Genomic DNA, 19,926 nt, shown 5'->3' with positions numbered 1-19,926 from the left:
GGTTGCCATGGCTTCGAGCCCCCGTCGTGAAGAGACCCACGAACAGCCCGTGATGCGCCCCGCATCCGGCTTCCCCGCCAAGCAGGGGATGTACAACCCGGCCTTCGAGAAGGATGCCTGCGGCCTGGCGATGGTCGCCACGCTCCGCGGCGAGCCGGGCCACGACATCGTCGAGCTGGCGCTGACGGCGCTGCGCAACCTCGAGCACCGCGGCGCGATCGGCTCCGACGCCGGCACGGGCGACGGCGCCGGCATCCTCACGCAGATGCCCGACGCGTTCCTGCGCGCCGTCGTCGACTTCGACCTGCCGCCGGTGGGGGAGTACGCCGCCGGCATGGCGTTCCTCCCGCTCGACGAGGCGGCCCGCGCCGACATCAAGGCGGGCGTCGAGCGCATCGCCGAGACCGAGGGCCTGACGGTGCTCGGCTGGCGCGACGTCCCGACCGAGCAGGAGCACCTCGGCAAGCTGGCCTACGAGGCCCGTCCCCACTTCGAGCAGCTCTTCGTGTCGCGCCCCGCCGTGGGCGACGCCCCCGCGCTCAGCGGGATCGAGCTCGACCGGCGCGTCTACCGCCTGCGCAAGCGGGCCCGTCGCGAGCACGACGCCTACTTCGTGTCGCTCAGCGCGCGCACGCTCGGCTACAAGGGCATGGTCACGACGCTCCAGCTCGAGCCGTTCTACCCCGACCTGCAGGACGAGCGCTTCCAGAGCGAGCTGGCGGTCGTGCACTCGCGCTACTCGACCAACACGTTCCCGTCGTGGCCCCTCGCGCAGCCGCTGCGCATGCTGGCCCACAACGGCGAGATCAACACCGTCGGCGCCAACCGCAACTGGATGCGCGCACGTCAGTCGCAGCTCGAGTCCGAGCTGATCGGCGACATCCGCCCGCTGCTTCCGATCTGCACCGAGGGCGCGAGCGACTCGGCATCCTTCGACGAGGTGCTCGAACTGCTCACCCTGACGGGACGCAGCCTGCCGCACGCGATCATGATGATGGTGCCGGAGGCCTACGAGAAGCAGGCCGACATCGCACCGGATCTGCGTGCGTTCTACGAGTACCACTCCATGCAGATGGAGCCGTGGGACGGCCCGGCCGCGCTCATCTTCACCGACGGCACGCTCGTCGGCGCGACGCTCGACCGCAACGGCCTGCGCCCCGGCCGCTGGACCGAGACGACCGACGGACTGGTCGTCATCGGCAGCGAGACCGGTGTGCTCGACTTCGCGCCCGAGCGCATCAAGCGCCGCGGACGCCTGCGCCCGGGCCGCATGTTCGTCGTGGACACCGCGCAGGGTCGCATCATCGAGGACGACGAGGTGAAGGCCGAGCTGGCGGCTCTGCAGCCGTGGCAGGAGTGGCTGGACGCCGGCCGCGTGCGCCTGAAGGAACTGCCGGAGCGGGAGCACATCGTGCATCCGATCGCCTCCATCACGCGCCGCCAGCGCACCTTCGGCTACACGGAGGAGGAGGTCCGCATCCTCCTGACCCCGATGGGCCAGAACGGCGCGGAGCCGCTGGGCGCCATGGGCTCCGACACCCCGATCGCCGTGCTCAGCAAGCGGCCGCGCCTGCTGTTCGACTACTTCGTGCAGCAGTTCGCGCAGGTCACCAACCCGCCGCTGGACTCGATCCGCGAAGAGGTCGTCACCTCGCTCGCCCTGGGCCTGGGCCCCGAGCGCAACCTCCTCGAGTGGGGTCCCGAGCACACGCGGACGATCACGCTCGACTTCCCGGTGATCGACAACGACGAGCTGGCGAAGCTCCAGAACATCGACAAGGCCCTGCCCGGACGGCGCTCCGTGACGATCCGCGGCCTCTACCACCTCGAGCACGGCGAGGACGCCCTCGAGCGTCGCCTCGACGAGATCTCCGCCGAAGTGGATGCCGCGATCGCCGACGGTGCCGAGTTCATCATCCTGAGCGACCGCGACTCGAACAAGGACCTCGTGCCGATCCCGTCGCTGCTCATGCTGTCGGCCGTGCACCACCACCTCATCCGCAAGGAGAACCGGATGAAGGTCGGCCTCGTCGTGGAGGCCGGCGACGTCCGCGAGGTGCACCACGTCGCGACCCTCATCGGCTACGGCGCCTCGGCGGTGAACCCCTACCTCGCGATGGAGACGGTCGAGTATCTCGTCCGCGCCGGCTTCATCACCGGCATCACGCCCGAGAAGGCCGTCAAGAACCTCATCTACGCGCTCGGCAAGGGCGTGCTGAAGATCATGTCGAAGATGGGCATCTCGACCGTCTCGTCCTACGCGGGCTCGCAGGTCTTCGAGGCCGTCGGCCTGTCGGAGGAGCTCATCGAGAAGTACTTCACCGGCACCGAGACCAAGCTCGGCGGCGTCGGCGTCCGCGAGATCGCCGCCGAGAACCAGGCTCGCCACGACTACGCCTACCCCGAGGACGGCGCGGTCCGCGCGCACGAGCGCCTCTGGACCGGTGGCGAGTACCAGTGGCGCCGGGACGGCGCGCCCCACCTGTTCACCCCCGACACGGTGTTCCGGCTGCAGCACGCGACCAGGACCCGTCGGTACGACATCTTCCGCGAGTACACGAAGCTCGTCGACGACCAGGCGGCCGAGCTGAAGACCCTGCGCGGGATGTTCAAGCTCAAGACCGGCGTGCGCCCGCCCGTGCCGATCGACGAGGTCGAGCCGGTGTCCTCCATCGTGAAGCGGTTCTCCACCGGCGCGATGAGCTATGGGTCGATCTCGAAGGAGGCGCACGAGACGCTCGCGATCGCGATGAACTCGATCGGCGCCAAATCGAACACGGGGGAGGGCGGCGAGGACGTCGACCGTCTGCTGGACCCCGAGCGCCGTAGCGCCATCAAGCAGGTGGCGTCGGGCCGGTTCGGCGTGACGAGCATGTACCTCACGCACGCGGACGACATCCAGATCAAGCTCGCCCAGGGCGCGAAGCCCGGTGAGGGCGGGCAGCTGCCCCCGGGCAAGGTGTACCCCTGGATCGCCCGCACGCGCGGAGGGACGCCCGGTGTCGGGCTCATCTCGCCGCCGCCGCACCACGACATCTACTCGATCGAAGACCTCAAGCAGCTCATCTTCGACGTCAAGCGCGCGAACCCCAAGGCCCGCGTGCACGTGAAGCTCGTGAGCCAGTCCGGCATCGGCGCGGTCGCCGCCGGCACCGCCAAGGCCCTCGCCGACGTCATCCTCGTCTCGGGGCACGACGGCGGCACGGGCGCGAGCCCGTTGAACTCGCTCAAGCACGCGGGAACCCCGTGGGAGCTGGGGCTCGCCGAGACGCAGCAGACGCTCATGCTCAACGACATGCGCGACCGTGTCGTGGTGCAGGCCGACGGTCAGCTCAAGACCGGCCGCGACGTCGTGATCGCGGCGTTGCTGGGCGCCGAGGAGTTCGGCTTCGCGACGACCGCCCTGGTCGTCGAGGGCTGCATCATGATGCGGGTGTGCCACCTGGACACCTGCCCGGTCGGCGTCGCGACGCAGAACCCGGTGCTGCGCAGCCGCTTCTCGGGCAAGCCCGAGTTCGTCGTCAACTTCATGGAGTTCCTGGCCCAGGAGGTGCGCGAGTACCTCGCGGAGCTCGGCTTCCGCTCCATCGACGAGGCGGTCGGGCGCACCGAGGTGCTGGACATGAACGGCGCGATCGACCACTGGAAGGCCAGCGGACTCGACCTCGCGCCCATCCTCGAGGGCCCGGCGTTCGCGCCCGACGTGCCCCGTCGCCACCTCCGCGACCAGGACCACGAACTCGACGAGCACTTCGACGTGCAGCTCATCGAGCGCGCGCAGGACGTCATCGTGCACGGCGGTCACTTCTCGATCGACCTGCCGATCCGCAACACGGAGCGCGCGGTCGGCACGATGCTCGGCAACCGCGTGACGCTCGCCCACGGCGAGCACGGCCTGCCGTCCGGCACCATCGAGATCAACTTGACGGGCTCCGCGGGCCAGTCCTTCGGCGCGTTCCTGCCGTCGGGCATCACCCTGCGGCTGGAGGGCGACTCGAACGACTACGTCGGCAAGGGGCTGTCCGGTGGCGAGATCGTCGTGCGCCCGCCGCGCGGCGCGAGCTTCGACGCCGCCCAGAACGTCATCGCGGGCAACGTCATCGGCTACGGCGCCACGCAGGGCACGCTCTTCCTGCGCGGCGTGGTCGGGGAGCGCTTCCTGGTGCGCAACTCGGGCGCCACCGCCGTCGTCGAGGGCGTGGGCGACCACGCGCTCGAGTACATGACGGGCGGTCTGGCCGTCATCCTCGGTCCGACGGGGCGCAACCTCGGCGCCGGGATGTCGGGCGGGACGGCATACATCTACAAGCTGGACCGCGACCTCGTCAACCGCGAGGCGCTCGCCACCGGCGAGCTCGAGCTGCTCGACATGGGCTCCGGTGACGTGGAGATCCTCCGCGACCTGCTCGAGCGTCACGTCGCCGAGACCGACTCGGCGCTCGGCGCCGCACTTCTGGACGATCTCGAGGCCGAGGCCGCGAACTTCGTCCGTGTCCTGCCGCGCGACTACGCCGCGGTGCTGCAGACCCGCCAGGAGGCGGCCGCCGAGGGGCTCGACCCCGACGGCGACGTCGTCTGGACCCGCATCCTGGAGGTGACCGGTGGCTGACCCGAAGGGCTTCCTGAAGACCACCGAGCGCGAGCTCCCGGCGCGCCGGCCGGTTCCCGTGCGCATCATGGACTGGAAAGAGGTCTACGAGCCCGGCGACTCCGCCGTGCTGCGTCGTCAGGCCGGCCGCTGCATGGACTGCGGCATCCCGTTCTGTCACCAGGGCTGCCCGCTGGGCAACCTGATCCCGGAGTGGAACGACCTGACGTGGCGCGGCGAGGGCCGCTCCGCCATCGAGCGTCTGCACGCGACGAACAACTTCCCGGAGTTCACCGGGCGGCTGTGCCCGGCGCCGTGCGAGAGCGCCTGCGTCCTCGGGATCAACCAGCCCGCGGTCACGATCAAGCAGATCGAGGTCTCCGTCATCGACGAGGCGTTCGCGAACGGCTGGGTCGAGCCGGAGCCGCCCGCGCGGCTCACCGGCAAGACCGTCGCCGTCGTCGGCTCGGGCCCCGCGGGACTCGCGGCGGCGCAGCAGCTGACCCGGGCCGGTCACACCGTCGCGGTCTACGAGCGGGACGACCGCATCGGCGGCCTGCTGCGCTACGGCATCCCCGACTTCAAGATGGAGAAGCGCCACCTGGAGTCGCGCCTGCGTCAGATGCAGGACGAGGGCACGCGGTTCCGCGCCGGTGTGGAGATCGGCACCGACATCACCTGGAGCGAGCTGCGGGCCCGCTACGACGCGGTGGTCATCGCGACCGGCTCCACGCTGCCTCGCGAACTCGCGATCCCGGGCCGCGACCTCGCGGGCGTGCACTTCGCGATGGAGTACCTCGTCGAGTCCAACAAGGCCGTCGCCGGCGACCAGGTGCCCCACCAGATCCACGCCGAGGGCAAGCACGTCATCGTCATCGGCGGCGGCGACACCGGTGCCGACTGCATCGGCACGGCGCACCGTCAGGGCGCGCTCAGCGTGACCAACCTGGCGATCGGCAAGCAGCCCCCGGCGGGCCGCCCGGACCACCAGCCGTGGCCGATGACGCCGACGGTGTTCGAGGTCTCCTCGGCGCACGAGGAGGGCGGGGAGCGCAGCTTCTTGGCCTCCACCGTCGAGTTCCTCGGCAACGAGGCCGGCGAGGTGCGCGCGCTCCGCGTCGCCGAGACGGAGTACCTCCCCGACGGGCGCCGTGTGCCCCGCAGCGGCACCGAGCGCGAGATCCCCGCCGACCTCATCCTCATCGCGATGGGTTTTACCGGCCCCGAGCGCGCCGAGCTCGAGTCGCAGCTGGGTACCGTGTTCACGGGCCGCGGCAACGTCGAGCGCGGCGATGACTACCAGACGACCGCGCCCGGCGTGTTCGTCGCCGGAGACGCCGGCCGTGGCCAGTCCCTGATCGTCTGGGCGATCGCGGAAGGGCGCGCGGCGGCCGCCGCCGTCGACGAGTACCTGATGGGCCGCACGAGCCTGCCGTCACCGGTGCGCCCGACGGACGTCGCGATCGGCCTTCAGCCCGCGTAGGCTGAAATCAACCCCGAACAACCCATAGAGACCGGAGAGTCTTCAGTGAGACGCGCGAAGATCGTCGCAACCCTGGGACCGGCCACCGAATCGTACGAGATGATCCGCGCGATCATCGAGGCGGGCGTGGACGTCACCCGAATGAACCTGAGCCACGGCTCGTACGCCGAGCACGAAGTCCGCTTCGCCAACGTGCGCAAGGCCGCCGACGACGCGGGACGCGCCGTCGCCATCCTCGTCGACCTGCAGGGCCCCAAGATCCGTCTCGGCAAGTTCAGCGATGGACCGCACGACCTCGCCGTCGGCGAGACCTTCCGCATCACCACCGATGACGTCGTGGGTACCCGCGATCTCGTCGGCACGACCTTCAAGGGCCTCGCCGGCGACGTCAAGCCCGGCGACTTCCTCCTCATCGACGACGGCAAGGTGCGCGTCCAGGTCGAGAGCGTCGACGGTCCGGTCGTCACGACCAAGGTCATCGTCGCGGGAACCGTGTCCAACAACAAGGGCATCAACCTCCCGGGCGTCGCCGTGAGCGTCCCCGCGCTCTCCGAGAAGGACGAGGCCGACCTCCGCTGGGGGCTGAAGGCGGGTGCCGACCTGATCGCGCTGTCCTTCGTCCGCGACGCGGCCGACATCACCCGCGTGCACGAGATCATGGCGGAGGAGGGCCGCAAGGTCCCCGTGATCGCCAAGATCGAGAAGCCGCAGGCGGTGGACAACCTCGAGGAGATCATCGACGCGTTCGACGGCATCATGGTCGCCCGCGGCGACCTCGCCGTCGAGCTGCCGCTGGAGGCCGTGCCGGTCGTCCAGAAGCGCGCCGTCGAGATGTGCCGCCGGATGGCCAAGCCCGTCATCGTCGCGACGCAGATGCTCGAGTCGATGACCCACGCCCCCGTCCCCACCCGCGCCGAGGCGTCCGACGTCGCCAACGCGGTGCTCGACGGCGCCGACGCGGTCATGCTGTCGGGTGAGACGAGCGTCGGCGACTATCCGGTCGTCACCGTGCAGACGATGGCCCGCATCGTGGAGTCGACCGAGGAGCACGGCCTGGAGCGGATCCGTCCGTTCAGCGCCAAGCCCCGCACGCAGGGCGGCATCCTGACCCTGGCCGCGAACGAGGTCGCCGAGTTCATCGAGGCGAAGTACATCGCGATCTTCACGGAGTCCGGTGACACGGCGCGTCGCATGTCGCGCCTGCGCCCCGGCATCCCGATGATGGCCTTCGCCGTCGACCCGGCGATCCGCCGCCGCATGGCGCTGACGTGGGGCGTGCAGTCGACGCTCGTCGAGCACGTCGCCCACACCGACATGATGTTCCTCCAGGTCGACGAGTTCTTCCTCGGCCAGGGCCTCGCCCAGGAAGGGGACAAGGTCGTCGTGATCTCCGGTTCCCCTCCCGGAATCATCGGCTCGACCAACGACATCCGGGTGCACCGGATCGGCGACGCCGTCCACGGCAAGGCGCCGATCTACCAGACGGAGAAGTAGGTCGCAGCACGAACGACGAAGGGCGGATGCCGGGGTTCCCGGCATCCGCCCTTTCGCGTTGCGCATCTTCCGTGCCGGTGGTGGGAGTCGAACCCACACGTCCGAAGACAACCGAGTTTGAGTCGGTCGCGTCTGCCATTCCGCCACACCGGCGCACGCGGACGCTCGTCGGCGCGCGTCCGGGATTGACCATACCGTAGGATTCAAAGGTGACTGAGCAGGAACCGAGCACGACTCCCACGGCATCCGCCCCCCGACGCGTCGTCGTCGCGGAGGACGAATCGCTGATCCGCCTCGACATCGTCGAGATCCTCCGGGACAACGGCTTCGATGTCGTCGGCGAGGCCGGCGACGGTGAGACCGCGGTCCAGCTCGCCACCGAGCTGCGCCCCGACCTCGTCATCATGGACGTCAAGATGCCCGTGCTCGACGGCATCAGCGCCGCCGAGAAGCTCAGCAAGAACCACGTGGCCCCCGTCGTGCTGCTGACGGCGTTCAGCCAGAAGGAGCTCGTCGAGCGCGCCAGCGAGGCCGGCGCCCTGGCCTACGTGGTGAAGCCGTTCACGCCGAACGACCTGCTGCCCGCGATCGAGATCGCCCTCGCGCGCTACGAGCAGATCATCACGCTCGAGGCCGAGGTCGCCGACATGGTCGAGCGTTTCGAGACCCGCAAGCTCGTCGACCGCGCCAAGGGGCTGCTCAACGAGAAGATGGGCCTCAGCGAGCCGGAGGCGTTCCGCTGGATCCAGAAGGCGTCGATGGACCGTCGCCTGACGATGCAGGACGTCGCCAAGGCCATCATCGAGCAGCTCTCGCCGAAGAAGTCCTGACGCCGCCCGCGGTCTCCCGCGGCTCGGCGCCCCGCTGAGGGGGTCAGACCGCCGGGCGATCCGTGATCATGTTGGTGATCCGGATCGTGGAGCATCGCCGTCCCTGTTCGTCGGTCACGACGATCTCGTGCACCGTGATGCTGCGCCCGAGGTGCACCGGCGTGCACACCCCCGTCACGATGCCGCTGGTCGCCGACCGCGTGTGCGTCGCGTTGATGTCGACGCCGACGGCCAGGCGCGTCGGCCCGGCGTGGAGGTTCGCGGCCATCGAGCCCAGCGACTCGCCGAGCACGACGTAGGCACCGCCGTGCATCAGCCCGACGGGCTGCGTGTTGCCCGCCACGGGCATGGTCGCGACGGAGCGCTCGATCGTGAACTCGACGAACTCGATGCCCATCTTCTCGGCCAGCGCGCCCATCCCGCGCTGCCGCGCCCAGGCCATGCCGTCGAGGTCTGCAGGGGTGTTCTCAGCGGTCATCATCCACCTTCGGAAGCGATCGGATCGGAGGCTGCGGTGTCCATGCCCCCGTCTAGAGTTGCAGGGTGACGGACTCCGCAAAGCCTACCCTTCTCGTCGTGGACGGCCATTCGCTCGCCTACCGTGCGTTCTTCGCCCTCCCGGTCGACAACTTCACGACCCGTGACGGGCAGCACACGAACGGCATCTACGGCTTCCTGTCGATGTTCGTCAACCTCGTCAAGGCGGAGCAGCCCACCCACCTCGCGGTGGCCTTCGACACCTCGCGCCACTCGTTCCGCACCGACGTGTATCCGGAGTACAAGGCGAACCGGTCCGAGTCGCCGGCGGAGTTCAAGGGCCAGATCCCGCTGCTGCAGGACTGCCTCGCCGCGATGAACGTCCCGGTGCTCACCAAGGAGGGCATCGAGGCCGACGACATCCTCGCGACGCTCGCGACGCAGGGAGCCGCGGAGGGCTTCGACGTGCTCGTGTGCTCGGGCGACCGCGACACGATCCAGCTCGTCACCGACGACGTCACGCTGCTCTACCCGAGCGTGCAGGGCGTCTCGCAGCTCAAGCGCTACACGCCCGCCGCGGTCGTCGAGAAGTACGGCCTCCCGCCCGTCAACTACCCCGACATCGCCGCCCTCGTCGGCGAGACGAGCGACAACCTGCCCGGCGTGCCGAAGGTGGGGGAGAAGACCGCCGTGAAGTGGCTCACGCAGTGGGGCACGCTGGATGCGCTCATCGAGAACGCCGACAAGATCACCGGTGTCGTCGGAGGAAACCTCCGCGACCATCTCGACGACGTGCGCCGCAATCGATCGCTCAACGCGCTCCTTCGCGACGTGGAGCTCGGCGTCGAGCCGTCCGACCTCGTGGTGCAGCCCATCGACGCGCAGGCCGTTCGCGACATCTTCGCGCGGCTCGAGTTCCGCACCCTCCTGCCGCGCGTGTTCGAGGCCGTCGGCGCCGACCCCGACGAGGGCGCCCACGACGCCGCGGCCGCGGTCGCCGCCCCGAAGCCCGCAGAGGCGGATGCCGCCGCGCTGGCCGCCTGGATCGGCGCCCGCGATCTCACCCCGGATGCCGCCGACGTCGCCGTGACGGTGACGACCGACGCCGGCCTTCCCGCCCGCGTCGGACTCGCCCTGGCCGACAGCGCCGTCGAGACGACGTGGTCGCCCGACACGGCGGCCGTGCTCCGGCCGTGGCTGGAGAGCGCGGCGCCCAAGGTCATCGCCGACGCGAAGCCCCAGGTGAAGGCCCTGCGCCGCGCGGGCGTGCGCCTGCGGGGGCTCGTCTTCGACCCGATCCTCGCCGGCTGGCTGCTGCGTCCGAGCTTTCCCGACAAGGGGCTGTCCGACCTCGTCGACCGTTACCTCGACGAGAAGCTCCCCGAGGCGGATCCCACCCAGCTCGTGCCCGAGACCGAGGGCGCGACCCCGGGCCAGCTCTCGTGGTACGCGCTGCGGGTCGCCGACGAGATGCGCGCGCAGATCCCGGCATCCGTCGCCCGCGTCATGACCGAGATCGAGCTGCCCACCCTCGACACCCTCGCCGACATGGAGCTGGCCGGCGTCGCCGTCTCGCACGAGAAGCTCTCGGCGTTCTCCGCGGAGCTCGGCGCGCGGGCCGACGCCGTGGCCCAGCTCGCCTACGCGGAGATCGGGCGGGAGGTCAACCTCGGCTCGCCCAAGCAGCTGCAGGACGTGCTGTTCGAGCAGCTCGAGCTGCCCAAGACGCGCAAGACGAAGACCGGGTACTCGACCGATGCCGCGGTGCTCGCCGACCTGCAGGAGTCGCACCCGCATCCGTTCCTCGATCTGCTCCTGCAGCACCGCGAAGCCACCAAGCTGCGGCAGATCATCGAGTCGCTCGACTCGTCGATCGGCAACGATCGCGCCGCGGGCTCCGACGGCCGCATCCACACGACGTACGTGCAGACGGGCAGCCAGACGGGGCGTCTGTCGAGCACCGACCCGAACCTGCAAAACATCCCCATCCGCACCGAGGAGTCTCGGCGCATCCGCGCCGCGTTCGAGGTCGGCGAGGGCTACGAGACCCTGCTGACGGCGGACTACTCGCAGATCGAGATGCGCATCATGGCGCACCTCTCGGGCGACGCCGGTCTGATCGAGGCGTTCAACTCGGGCGAGGACCTGCACCGGTTCGTCGGGGCACGGGTGTTCGGCGTCGAGCCGGCCGACGTGACGTCCGCCATGCGCACCAAGGTCAAGGCGATGAGCTACGGCCTGGTGTACGGCCTGAGCGCGTTCGGCCTGTCGAAGCAACTGCGCATCGAACAGTCCGAGGCGAAGCTGCTGATGACCGAGTACTTCGCCCGCTTCGGCGCGGTGCGCGACTACCTGCGCTCCTCCGTCGAGCAGGCGCGCATCGACGGCTACACGGAGACGATCTTCGGGCGCCGCCGCCCCTTCCCCGATCTCGCGAGCCCCAACCGCGTGCTGCGCGAGAACGCGGAGCGCGCCGCGTTGAACGCCCCGATCCAGGGCAGCGCCGCGGACATCATGAAGATCGCGCTGTTCCGCATCCACGACGAGTTCCGCGCGCAGGGCGTCGCATCGCGGGTCCTGCTCCAGATCCACGACGAGCTCGTGGTGGAGGTGGCACCGGGGGAGTGGGACACGGTCGAGAAGATCGTCCACGACCGCATGGGCGACGCCGCGGAGCTGTCGGTGCCGCTCGACGTCCAGATCGGCCGGGGCGAGAACTGGGACATCGCGGGGCACTGAGCGGGCGCGGCCGCGGTGGCATCCGGTTCCGCGGTCGTCGGCATCCCGCCCCACGTCGAGGCCGTGTCGGGATTAGGCTCGAAGAATGACTGATTCCCCCCGTACCCCCACGCCGATCGACGCGATCGCTGAGGCATGGGTCGACACCTGTGCCGAGCTTTCCCCGGGATTGGCCACCTACATCGGACGCTTCGAGCACAACGGTCGACTCGACGACTACTCGCTGGCCGGCGCCGCCGCGCGCGTGGACGCCGCGCGCGCCGCCCTCGCCGCCCTGCAGGCCGCCGAGCCGGTCGACGACGTCGACGTCGTCACCAAGGCCGACCTGAGCGGAGACCTGGAGCTCTCGATCGCGCTGTACGAGGCGGGCGCCCACCTGCGCGACGTCAACGTCATCGCCTCGCCCGCGCAGGAGCTGCGCAGCGTCTTCGACCTCATGCCCACCGACACGATCGACGACTGGTCGGTCATCGCCACGCGGCTGTCCGCCATCCCCGAGGCGATCGGCGGCTACATCGAGACCCTCCGCGAAGGGATCGCGACCGGGGTCGTGCCGGCCCGCCGCCAGGTCACCGAGGTCATCGGTCAGATCGCGCGGTACACGTCCGACAACGGCTTCTTCGCGACCTTCGCCGCCGACGCCGCCCCCGCCGAGGGGCAGCTGCCCGCCTCGCTCGCCAAGACGCTGTCCGGTCATGCCGGTGCGGCGCGGGTCGCGTACGACGAGCTCGCGAACTTCCTGCGCACCGAGCTCGCTCCCGCGGCCTCCGAGGTGGACGGCGTCGGTCGTGAGCTGTACGCACTGCACTCCCGGCGCTTCCTCGGCGCGGTCATCGACCTGGATGAGACCTACGAGTGGGGTCTGGAAGAGCTCGCCCGCATGGTCGCCGAGCAGGAGGCCATCGCGAACGAGATCCTTCCGGGAGCCAGCGTCGAGGAGGCCGTCGCGTTCCTGGAGAACGACGAGGCCCGCAAGCTTCGCGGCACCGTCGCGCTGCGGGAGTGGATGCAGGCGACGAGCGACCGCGCGGTCGAGGAGCTCGGCAAGACCCACTTCGACATCCCGGAGCAGATCCGTCGCCTGGAGTGCATGATCGCGCCCACCAACGAGGGCGGCATCTACTACACCGGTCCCACGGACGACTTCTCCCGTCCCGGTCGCATGTGGTGGTCGGTGCCCGAGGGCGTCGACTCCTTCGATACCTGGCGCGAGCTGACGACGGTCTACCACGAGGGCGTCCCCGGTCACCACCTGCAGATCGCGCAGGCCGTCCACAACCGTGCCGAGCTCAACTCCTGGCGCCGCCTCCTCGCGGGCTCCAGCGGTCACGCGGAGGGCTGGGCCCTGTACGCGGAGCGCCTCATGGAGCAGCTGGGCTACCTCGACGACCCCGCCGACCGTCTCGGCATGCTCGACGGTCAGCGTATGCGCGCCGCCCGCGTCGTCCTCGACATCGGCGTGCACCTGGGCAAGCCGCGCCCCGACGGCGAGGGCATCTGGGATGCCGACTTCGCGCTCGAGTTCATGCGCCGCAACGTCAACATGTCGGACGAGTTCATCCAGTTCGAGGTGAACCGTTACCTCGGCTGGCCGGGTCAGGCGCCCTCCTACAAGGTCGGACAGCGTATCTGGGAGCAGATCCGCGACGAGACCGCCGAACGCGAGGGCGACGACTTCGACATCAAGCGCTTCCACATGCGGGCGCTGCGCCTGGGCGGTGTCGGTCTCGACACCCTGCGGATGGCCCTCGCGCAGGGCTGACGGGGAATGCGGCCGACGCGCGGAAGGTTCTCATTCACATGAATGCAGAGTTGGGACTGGACACCTTCGGCGACGTCACGGTCGGCGATGACGGCACGCGCCTGAGCGACGCGCAGACGATCCGCGACATCGTCGATCAGGCGGTGCTGGCCGATCAGGTCGGCCTGTCGTTCTTCGGCGTGGGGGAGCACCACCGGCACGAGTTCGCGGTGTCGAGCCCTGAACTCGTGCTCGCCGCGGCGGCGGCCCGTACCGAGAAGATCCATCTCGGTACGGCCGTCACCGTGCTCTCCAGCGACGATCCGGTGCGTGTCTACGAGCGCTTCGCGACCCTCGACGCGCTGTCGTCCGGTCGCGCCGAGGTGATCCTCGGACGGGGCTCGTTCATCGAGTCGTTCCCGCTGTTCGGCTACGACCTCAGCGACTACGAGGTGCTGTTCGACGAGAAGCTCGACCTCTTCTCGCAGCTGCTGACCGAGAAGCCCGTGACGTGGCAGGGGACGACACGCGCGTCGCTCACCGCCGCGGACGTCTACCCGAAGACGGAGAACGGTCTCCGCGCCTGGGTCGGTGTCGGCGGCTCGCCGGAGTCGGTGGTGCGCACCGCGCGGTACGGGTACGGCCTCATGCTCGCGATCATCGGCGGGTCCGCGGACCGCTTCCGTCCCTACGTCGATCTCTACCACCGCTCGCTCGCCTCGTTCGGTCACACCGCCCCGATGCCGGTGGGCGTGCACTCGCCGGGCCACATCGCCGACACCGACGCCCAGGCCTGGGACGAGCTGTACCCGGCGATGGAGATCAACCGCAATGCGATCGGCGCCGAGCGCGGCTGGCCGCCGTACAGCCGGCTGCAGTTCCAGCACGACATCGGGCCCGAGGGCTCCGTCTACGCAGGCTCGCCCGAGACCGTGGCCCGCAAGATCGCGGCCACGATGAAGACCCTCGGCGCCACGCGTTTCGACCTGAAGTACGCGAACGGCACCCTGTCGCACGCGAAGCTGATGCACTCCATCGAGCTGTACGGCACCCGGGTCGCACCGCTCGTGAGCGAGATGCTCGCGGCATCCTGAGAAGGGTTCAGTCATGACGGATGCTGCGGCCGCCCCCCGCGTCTCGGCGCGCGCCGACGTGGGCGAGAGGCTGGACGCGCTGCCGTTCACTCGTCGGCACCTGAAGGTGCTCACCGGTTCCGGCCTCGGGTGGGCACTGGATGCGATGGATGTCGGCCTGGTCTCCTTCGTCTTGACGGCGCTCATCGCGCAATGGTCGCTGACGGGGGAGCAGGCGTCGTGGATCGCCTCGGCGGGCTTCGTCGGCATGGCGATCGGGGCGAGTCTCGGCGGCCTGCTCGCCGATCGGTTCGGCCGTCGGTCGGTGTTCGCGATCACACTGCTCGTCTACGGCGTCGCGACGGGCGCGAGCGCCCTCGCCGGCGGGCTGGCCGCCCTGATCGCCCTGCGGGTGCTGGTCGGGCTGGGACTCGGCGCGGAGCTCCCCGTGGCGAGCACCTACGTGAGCGAGATCGCCCCGGCGCGGATGCGCGGACGGCTCATCGTGATCCTCGAGGCGTTCTGGGCCGTCGGGTGGACGGCGGCGGCCCTCATCGGCTTCTTCGTGGTCCCGGCATCCGCCGACGGCTGGCGCTGGGCGTTCGCGCTGGGTGCGGTTCCGGCCGTGTACGCGCTCGTGGTGCGCTGGGGCCTGCCGGAGTCGCCGCGCTGGCTCGTGCGCCGCGGGCGCGTCGCGCAGGCGGAGGCGATCACGGTCGGCTTCGAGTCGTCGCCCGTGCTCGGCGGGGGGCACCGCCGCCACGCGCCGGCGGGGTCGGCGGACGGCCCCGCGCTCGCGACGGGAGGCGTCCGCGCGCTCTGGTCGAGCGAGTTCCGTGTGCGGACCGCGGCGCTGTGGACCGTCTGGTTCTGCGTCAACTTCGCCTACTACGGCGCTTTCATCTGGATGCCGACGATCCTCTTCGCGCAGGGCTATGGTCTCGTGAAGTCGTTCGGGTTCACGCTGATCATCACCCTCGCACAGCTGCCGGGCTACGCGGTGGCGGCCTGGTTGATCGAGGTCTGGGGGCGCCGCCTCACGCTCTCGGTGTTCCTCGCCGGATCCGCCGCGGCCGCCGTCGTCTTCGGAACCGCATCGACCGAGGGCATGATCATCGGGGCGGGGATGGCCCTGTCGTTCTTCAACCTGGGCGCGTGGGGCGCGCTGTACGCGGTCACGCCCGAGAACTATCCGACGTCGCTGCGCGCGACCGGGGCCGGATGGGCGGCCGGCGTCGGACGCATCGCGTCGATCGTCGCACCGCTGAGCGTGCCGCCGCTGCTCGCGGGCGGCGGAGCCCCGCTGCTGTTCGTGGTGTTCGCCGCGTTCTTCGTCCTCGCCGCCGCTGCGGCATGGGGGTCGGCCGACCACCGCGGCGCCGCCCTCGACGACCGCTGACGCCCCGGCATCCGCTTCATCCGTCCCCTGTGGTCGCTCTGCGCACAGGGATGCGACCACGGGGGACGAATGAAGGAGACGTGTCGGGTGACGCGCGGCGTAGGCTGAGCGGGTGACAGACGTGCGTTTCGTGGCGATCGGGGACTCGTTCACGGAGGGTGTCGGCGACGAGCTTCCCGACGGCCGGGTCCGCGGCTGGGCGGATCTCGCGGCGCAGGGGTGGGCCGACTCGCGTGGGGAACCCCTTCAGTACGCGAACCTCGCGATCCGCGGGAAGCTGATCTGGCCGATCGTGCGTCAGCAGCTGGAGGCGGCACTGGCGCTGAAGCCGACGCATCTGTCCTTCAACGGCGGCGGCAACGACATGCTGCGCCCGCGGACGTCCATCGCGCACATCGCCGACGCCTTCAGCCAGGTGCTGCGCCGCTGCGACGAGGAGGGCGTCACGCTCGTCCTCCTCTCGGGCGCGAACCCGTCGGCGCAACTGCCGATGGGCCGCCTGATCCAGCGGCGGGGCGATCTGATGTCGGATGCCGTCATCGACCGTGTCGGCGACCGTGATGACGTCGTCCGCGCCCTCAATTGGCCCGATGCCGAACTGTCCGACCCCTCGTACTGGTCCGAGGATCGCCTCCACATGAACAGCCGCGGCCACCATCGGGTCGCCGCCCGCGTGCTCGACGCCCTGGGGGAGGCCGTGCCCGACGGATGGTGGAGCATGCCGGCCATCCCCGATGCCGTGCGGCTTGCTCAGCGCGACTACGTCCGCGAGCACCTGGGCCCCTGGGTGCGCCGGCGGCTGACCGGAACGTCGTCGGGGGATGGACGCGAGCCGAAGTTCGGCGGCGGATGGGTGGAGATCGCCCCGCGCTAGCGTCGCGCGCCCGTGACTGTCAAGGGCATGGGCACGCGATCACGGGTCGGCCACGATGGGGACGTCTCATCCCGTCACCCGAACCCCACCCAAGGAGAACGCCATGAGCATCGGAGCCGGCATCGCGCTGTTCGTCATCGGAGCCATCCTGGTCTTCGCGGTGAACGTCGACGTCCCGTACGTGGACCTCGACATGATCGGCTACATCCTGATGGGCGCCGGTGTGCTCGTCTTCATCATCGGGCTCGTCCTCCTGCTTCGTCGTCGCTCGACGCAGCAGGTGACGCGCACCGTCGAGCCCGGGGTGGGGGAGCGGATCACCCAGACCGAGTCGCGCACCTCCGGCGACGGCACCGTCTGAGCGCGCTCACCCTCGCCCCGTTCAGCCCTTCGCGCGCGGGCGGCGCGGCGGGTCCATGCCCAGAAGAACCCGGGTCTTGCGCCGTTCGATGACGATGAAGGTCCATCCGAGCGCCCACAGCGGCACCTGAGCCAGGAAGGCGATACGGAACGCGTCCAGCCGGTAGGTGTCGGGCGTGCCCGCACCCTGCAGGTCGAGGGCCAGACCGATCGCGAAGATCGCGATCAGCGCGGCGAGGAAGCCGCCGACGTTGGTGATACCCGTCGCCGTGCTCAACCGGTGCGCCGGGTTGTGCGTGCGCGCATGGTCGAAGGCGATCATCGAGGCGGGACCGCCCATGGCGAGAGCGACCGCCAGCGCGTACAGCAGCCAGAGCGGCGCAGGTCCGGGCCAGGCGACGACCACCATCCACACGCTGAACTGGGTCGCCACCGCCGGCAGCACCAGGGCGCGCGAGCGCAGATGCGGGATGCGGCGGGAGATGTCGCCCATGATCGGGCCGAGCGCCATGCCCACGACGACGTACGTGGACAGCACGCCCGCCGACTGGGCGGCGCTGAGCCCCTCACCGGCCGTCAGGAAGGGCGTTCCCCACAGCAGCACGAACGCCGTGCCGGCGAAGGGAGCCGTGAAGTGCGACCAGAATGCGAGGCGGGTGCCGGGGTGCGCCCAGGCGGCGCGGATGCCGACGCCGGTGTCCATGGACGAGCGCACCACCCTGATCGCCCCGGTGCTGGTGTCGACCGAGACATCGGCGCGCAGCGCGGGCGGATGATTGCGGATGACGGCCCACACCAGGATGCCGAACAGCACGCACAGCCCGGCGATGCCGCCGAACACGATCTCCCAGCTCGTGGCGTGGAGCATCACGGCGAGCGGGGCGAGGGCCAGGAGCTGTCCCGCTTGTCCGACGAGTCCGGTGAGCTGACTCATCAGCGGACCGCGCTGCGCCGGGAACCACACGGCGACGAGGCGCAGCACCCCCGGGAAGATCGCCGCATCGCCGGCGCCGAGCAGCATCCGGGCGAAGATCGCGACGCCGACGCTGGGGGAGAAGGCGAGAGTCAGCTGTCCCGCCGCCATGAGCAGCATCCCCGCCGTCATGATCGGGCGGGCGCCGTAACGGTCGAGCAGGAGGCCGATCGGAATCTGCATGCCGCCGTAGACGGCGAGTTGGACGACGGCGAACATCGAGAGCGTCGCGGCATCCGCCCCGAAGCGCTGTGCGGTGTCGACGCCCACCGCCGACAGCGAGGAGCGGTTGATCACGGCGAGCATGTAGGCCGCGACGCCCACGCCCCAGATGAGCCAGGCTCTGGCATCCGGCCCGACGGACGCGGGGGAGAGGCGGGGCGAGCTCACCCCTCAACGCTACTCGCGTGCGAGCGTGTATTCGGACCCGGACGGCGTGCGGACGAGGAGTCCGTGATCGACCAGGTGACGACGGAGCACGGCGACATCGCCGCTCGGCGCGTACGGCTCGAGCCGCTCGTTGACGTCGCGCTCGCTCATGACGACGCCGGGGGAGAAGGCGCGCTCCGCGACGAGACGGAGCAGCGCGACACGCTCACCCTGCTGCGAGGGATACCGATCGATGCGACCGTCGTGGTCGAGGAAGCGCTCGGGCCCGCGAGGGCGAGGCGGCGCCACCAGAAGAGCCTGCAGCGGGGCATCGTCGAAGCGGATGCCGTCGCCGCCGCGCACCACCAGGCCGAGAGCCGTGAGGCGGTCGAGGGCTCGCTCGCGCGCTCGTGGCGTTCGCGGCGGGGACGCCGTCTCCGCGAGGACCGCACGGACGTCGTCGTCGCGCAACGCCGCGATGATCGCGCGCCAGGTCTCGGGGGAGTCCGTCATCCGTTCAGGGTAGCGAGGCTGGCAGCGGAAACCGCTCGCGCACCGACCATCGGCCGTCGCCGCACACCACTCGACCATCGGATGCTCTCTTCGAGTTGACATAATGTGCATTATCGGCGTTACAGGAGAAGGCCGACCGGGAACGCGACAGGTGCCACCGAGCGCCCCATGCGCGCCCCCCGGGCGCGTCAGTACGACACGGCACCCCCGCCGACCGTTGCGGCATCCGCAGCTGCGTCGACGAGCAATGCGCGTGTCGACGAGACGCCGAGGCGGGAGGCTCCCGCGTTCACGAGCGCCATCGCCTGCGCCCGGGTGCGAATGCCGCCCGACGCCTTCACTCCGACGTGGGGCCCGACGATCCGTGCGATCAGGGCGACGTCGGATACCGAGGCCCCGCCGGCGGGATGGTAGCCCGTCGACGTCTTGATGTAGTCGACACCCGCCTCGGCACCGATCTCGCTGCAGCGGATGATCTCGTCCTCCGAGAGCGCCGCAGACTCGATGATCACCTTCAGCGTCTTCTCGCTCGGCACGACCGCGCGGACGGCATCGATGTCACGACGAACGGCAGCCCAGTCGTGCGAAGCCACCGCGCCGAGGTCGACGACCATGTCGATGTCGTCCGCACCCCGCGCCAGCGCCAGCTCGGCCTCGAGCGCCTTCACCCGCGGATCGTGGGCACCCGACGGGAACCCGCACACCGTGACCACGCGGAGCCCGTACGCATCGGCGGGAATCAGCGTCGGACGGATGCACACCGCGCCGACACCGAGGTCGAGCGCCTCGCGGAGATGCGCGTCGACCTGGGCGGCGGTGGCCTCCGGCGTCAACAGCGTGTGGTCGATCATCCCCCGCAGATCGGAGTCCGCGGAGGGAGGGAGAGTCTGGTCGGTCATGCTCTTCTCGGCTGGGGGTCGCCGGCGGGGTCGTGATGACACCCGCGCAGATCATTAGTTAGTACACTAATAGTACGCACACGAATCACCTGCGTGTGATCGCTTCCCTCCGAA

14 protein-coding genes and 1 tRNA gene are annotated in these 19,926 nt (G+C 70.1%); 10 read left to right on the top strand and 5 right to left on the bottom strand.

The window, feature by feature from the left end; all coding sequences use genetic code 11:
* The first annotated feature begins 7 nt into the window (after nucleotides 1–7).
* The 3 genes from gltB to pyk are packed head-to-tail and all read left to right on the top strand — an operon-like array spanning nucleotide 8 to nucleotide 7,565.
* The gene (gene gltB / locus MHO01S_RS01410; RefSeq protein ID WP_061781741.1) at nucleotides 8–4,609 is read left to right on the top strand and encodes a glutamate synthase large subunit; all 4,602 of its coding nucleotides are present in this window, start codon (nucleotides 8–10) and stop codon (nucleotides 4,607–4,609) included.
* Nucleotides 4,602–6,071, top strand: coding sequence for a glutamate synthase subunit beta (locus MHO01S_RS01405; protein ID WP_060958630.1), 1,470 nt, complete (start codon nucleotides 4,602–4,604; stop codon nucleotides 6,069–6,071). Before gltB ends, MHO01S_RS01405 begins: the two co-directional genes overlap by 8 nt.
* Nucleotides 6,072–6,116: 45 nt before the next feature.
* Complete coding sequence (gene pyk, locus MHO01S_RS01400; RefSeq protein ID WP_060958631.1) at nucleotides 6,117–7,565, top strand: pyruvate kinase; 1,449 nt, start codon at nucleotides 6,117–6,119, stop codon at nucleotides 7,563–7,565.
* Nucleotides 7,566–7,637: 72 nt separating this feature from the next.
* On the opposite strand, the gene MHO01S_RS01395 is transcribed toward pyk, so the two are convergent.
* Nucleotides 7,638–7,718 (bottom strand) — tRNA-Leu (locus MHO01S_RS01395).
* Nucleotides 7,719–7,774: 56 nt separating this feature from the next.
* Here MHO01S_RS01395 and MHO01S_RS01390 point away from each other — a divergent pair.
* A complete protein-coding gene (locus MHO01S_RS01390; RefSeq protein WP_060958632.1) occupies nucleotides 7,775–8,395 on the top strand; it encodes an ANTAR domain-containing response regulator in 621 nt (206 codons plus the stop codon).
* Nucleotides 8,396–8,438: 43 nt separating this feature from the next.
* Here the strand turns inward: MHO01S_RS01390 and MHO01S_RS01385 are convergent, their stop codons facing one another.
* Nucleotides 8,439–8,873, bottom strand: a complete 435-nt coding sequence (locus tag MHO01S_RS01385; RefSeq protein ID WP_060958850.1) for a hotdog fold thioesterase — start codon at nucleotides 8,871–8,873, stop codon at nucleotides 8,439–8,441.
* A 65-nt stretch (nucleotides 8,874–8,938) separates the two neighbouring features.
* On the opposite strand from MHO01S_RS01385, the gene polA reads away from it, so the two are divergent.
* The 6 genes from polA to MHO01S_RS01355 all read left to right on the top strand — a co-directional run bounded on the left by polA (nucleotide 8,939) and on the right by MHO01S_RS01355 (nucleotide 17,059).
* The gene (gene polA / locus MHO01S_RS01380) at nucleotides 8,939–11,611 is read left to right on the top strand and encodes a DNA polymerase I (protein WP_061781740.1); all 2,673 of its coding nucleotides are present in this window, start codon (nucleotides 8,939–8,941) and stop codon (nucleotides 11,609–11,611) included.
* Between the two features lie 85 nt (nucleotides 11,612–11,696).
* Nucleotides 11,697–13,373, top strand: coding sequence for a DUF885 domain-containing protein (locus tag MHO01S_RS01375; protein ID WP_061781739.1), 1,677 nt, complete (start codon nucleotides 11,697–11,699; stop codon nucleotides 13,371–13,373).
* A 38-nt stretch (nucleotides 13,374–13,411) separates the two neighbouring features.
* Nucleotides 13,412–14,446 (top strand): LLM class flavin-dependent oxidoreductase, encoded by a 1,035-nt coding sequence (locus MHO01S_RS01370; RefSeq protein WP_060958635.1) that lies wholly within the window; start codon nucleotides 13,412–13,414, stop codon nucleotides 14,444–14,446.
* A 13-nt stretch (nucleotides 14,447–14,459) separates the two neighbouring features.
* Nucleotides 14,460–15,824 carry an MFS transporter gene (locus tag MHO01S_RS01365; RefSeq protein ID WP_061781738.1) on the top strand — a complete coding sequence of 455 codons (1,365 nt, stop codon included), beginning with the start codon at nucleotides 14,460–14,462 and terminating at the stop codon, nucleotides 15,822–15,824.
* Nucleotides 15,825–15,936: 112 nt separating this feature from the next.
* Nucleotides 15,937–16,698 (top strand): SGNH/GDSL hydrolase family protein, encoded by a 762-nt coding sequence (locus MHO01S_RS01360; RefSeq protein ID WP_174524648.1) that lies wholly within the window; start codon nucleotides 15,937–15,939, stop codon nucleotides 16,696–16,698.
* A 103-nt stretch (nucleotides 16,699–16,801) separates the two neighbouring features.
* On the top strand, nucleotides 16,802–17,059 hold the full coding sequence (locus MHO01S_RS01355; RefSeq protein WP_060958637.1) for a DUF6458 family protein: 258 nt from the start codon (nucleotides 16,802–16,804) through the stop codon (nucleotides 17,057–17,059).
* Between the two features lie 21 nt (nucleotides 17,060–17,080).
* Here MHO01S_RS01355 and MHO01S_RS01350 read toward each other — a convergent pair whose 3' ends face one another.
* From MHO01S_RS01350 to deoC, 3 genes are all read right to left on the bottom strand, one after another.
* A complete protein-coding gene (locus MHO01S_RS01350) occupies nucleotides 17,081–18,421 on the bottom strand; it encodes an MFS transporter (RefSeq protein ID WP_060958638.1) in 1,341 nt (446 codons plus the stop codon).
* A 9-nt stretch (nucleotides 18,422–18,430) separates the two neighbouring features.
* Entirely contained in the window at nucleotides 18,431–18,913 is a 483-nt protein-coding gene (locus MHO01S_RS01345; protein WP_082734063.1) for a DUF2087 domain-containing protein, read from the bottom strand.
* A gap of 188 nt (nucleotides 18,914–19,101) precedes the next feature.
* A complete protein-coding gene (gene deoC / locus MHO01S_RS01340) occupies nucleotides 19,102–19,812 on the bottom strand; it encodes a deoxyribose-phosphate aldolase (RefSeq protein WP_060958639.1) in 711 nt (236 codons plus the stop codon).
* Nucleotides 19,813–19,926 lie beyond the last annotated feature (114 nt).

This window comes from Microbacterium hominis NBRC 15708, from assembly GCF_001592125.1.
In the GTDB taxonomy this organism is placed as follows: Bacteria; Actinomycetota; Actinomycetes; order Actinomycetales; family Microbacteriaceae; genus Microbacterium; species Microbacterium hominis.
This window is presented reverse-complemented; position numbering and strand designations above follow the sequence as displayed.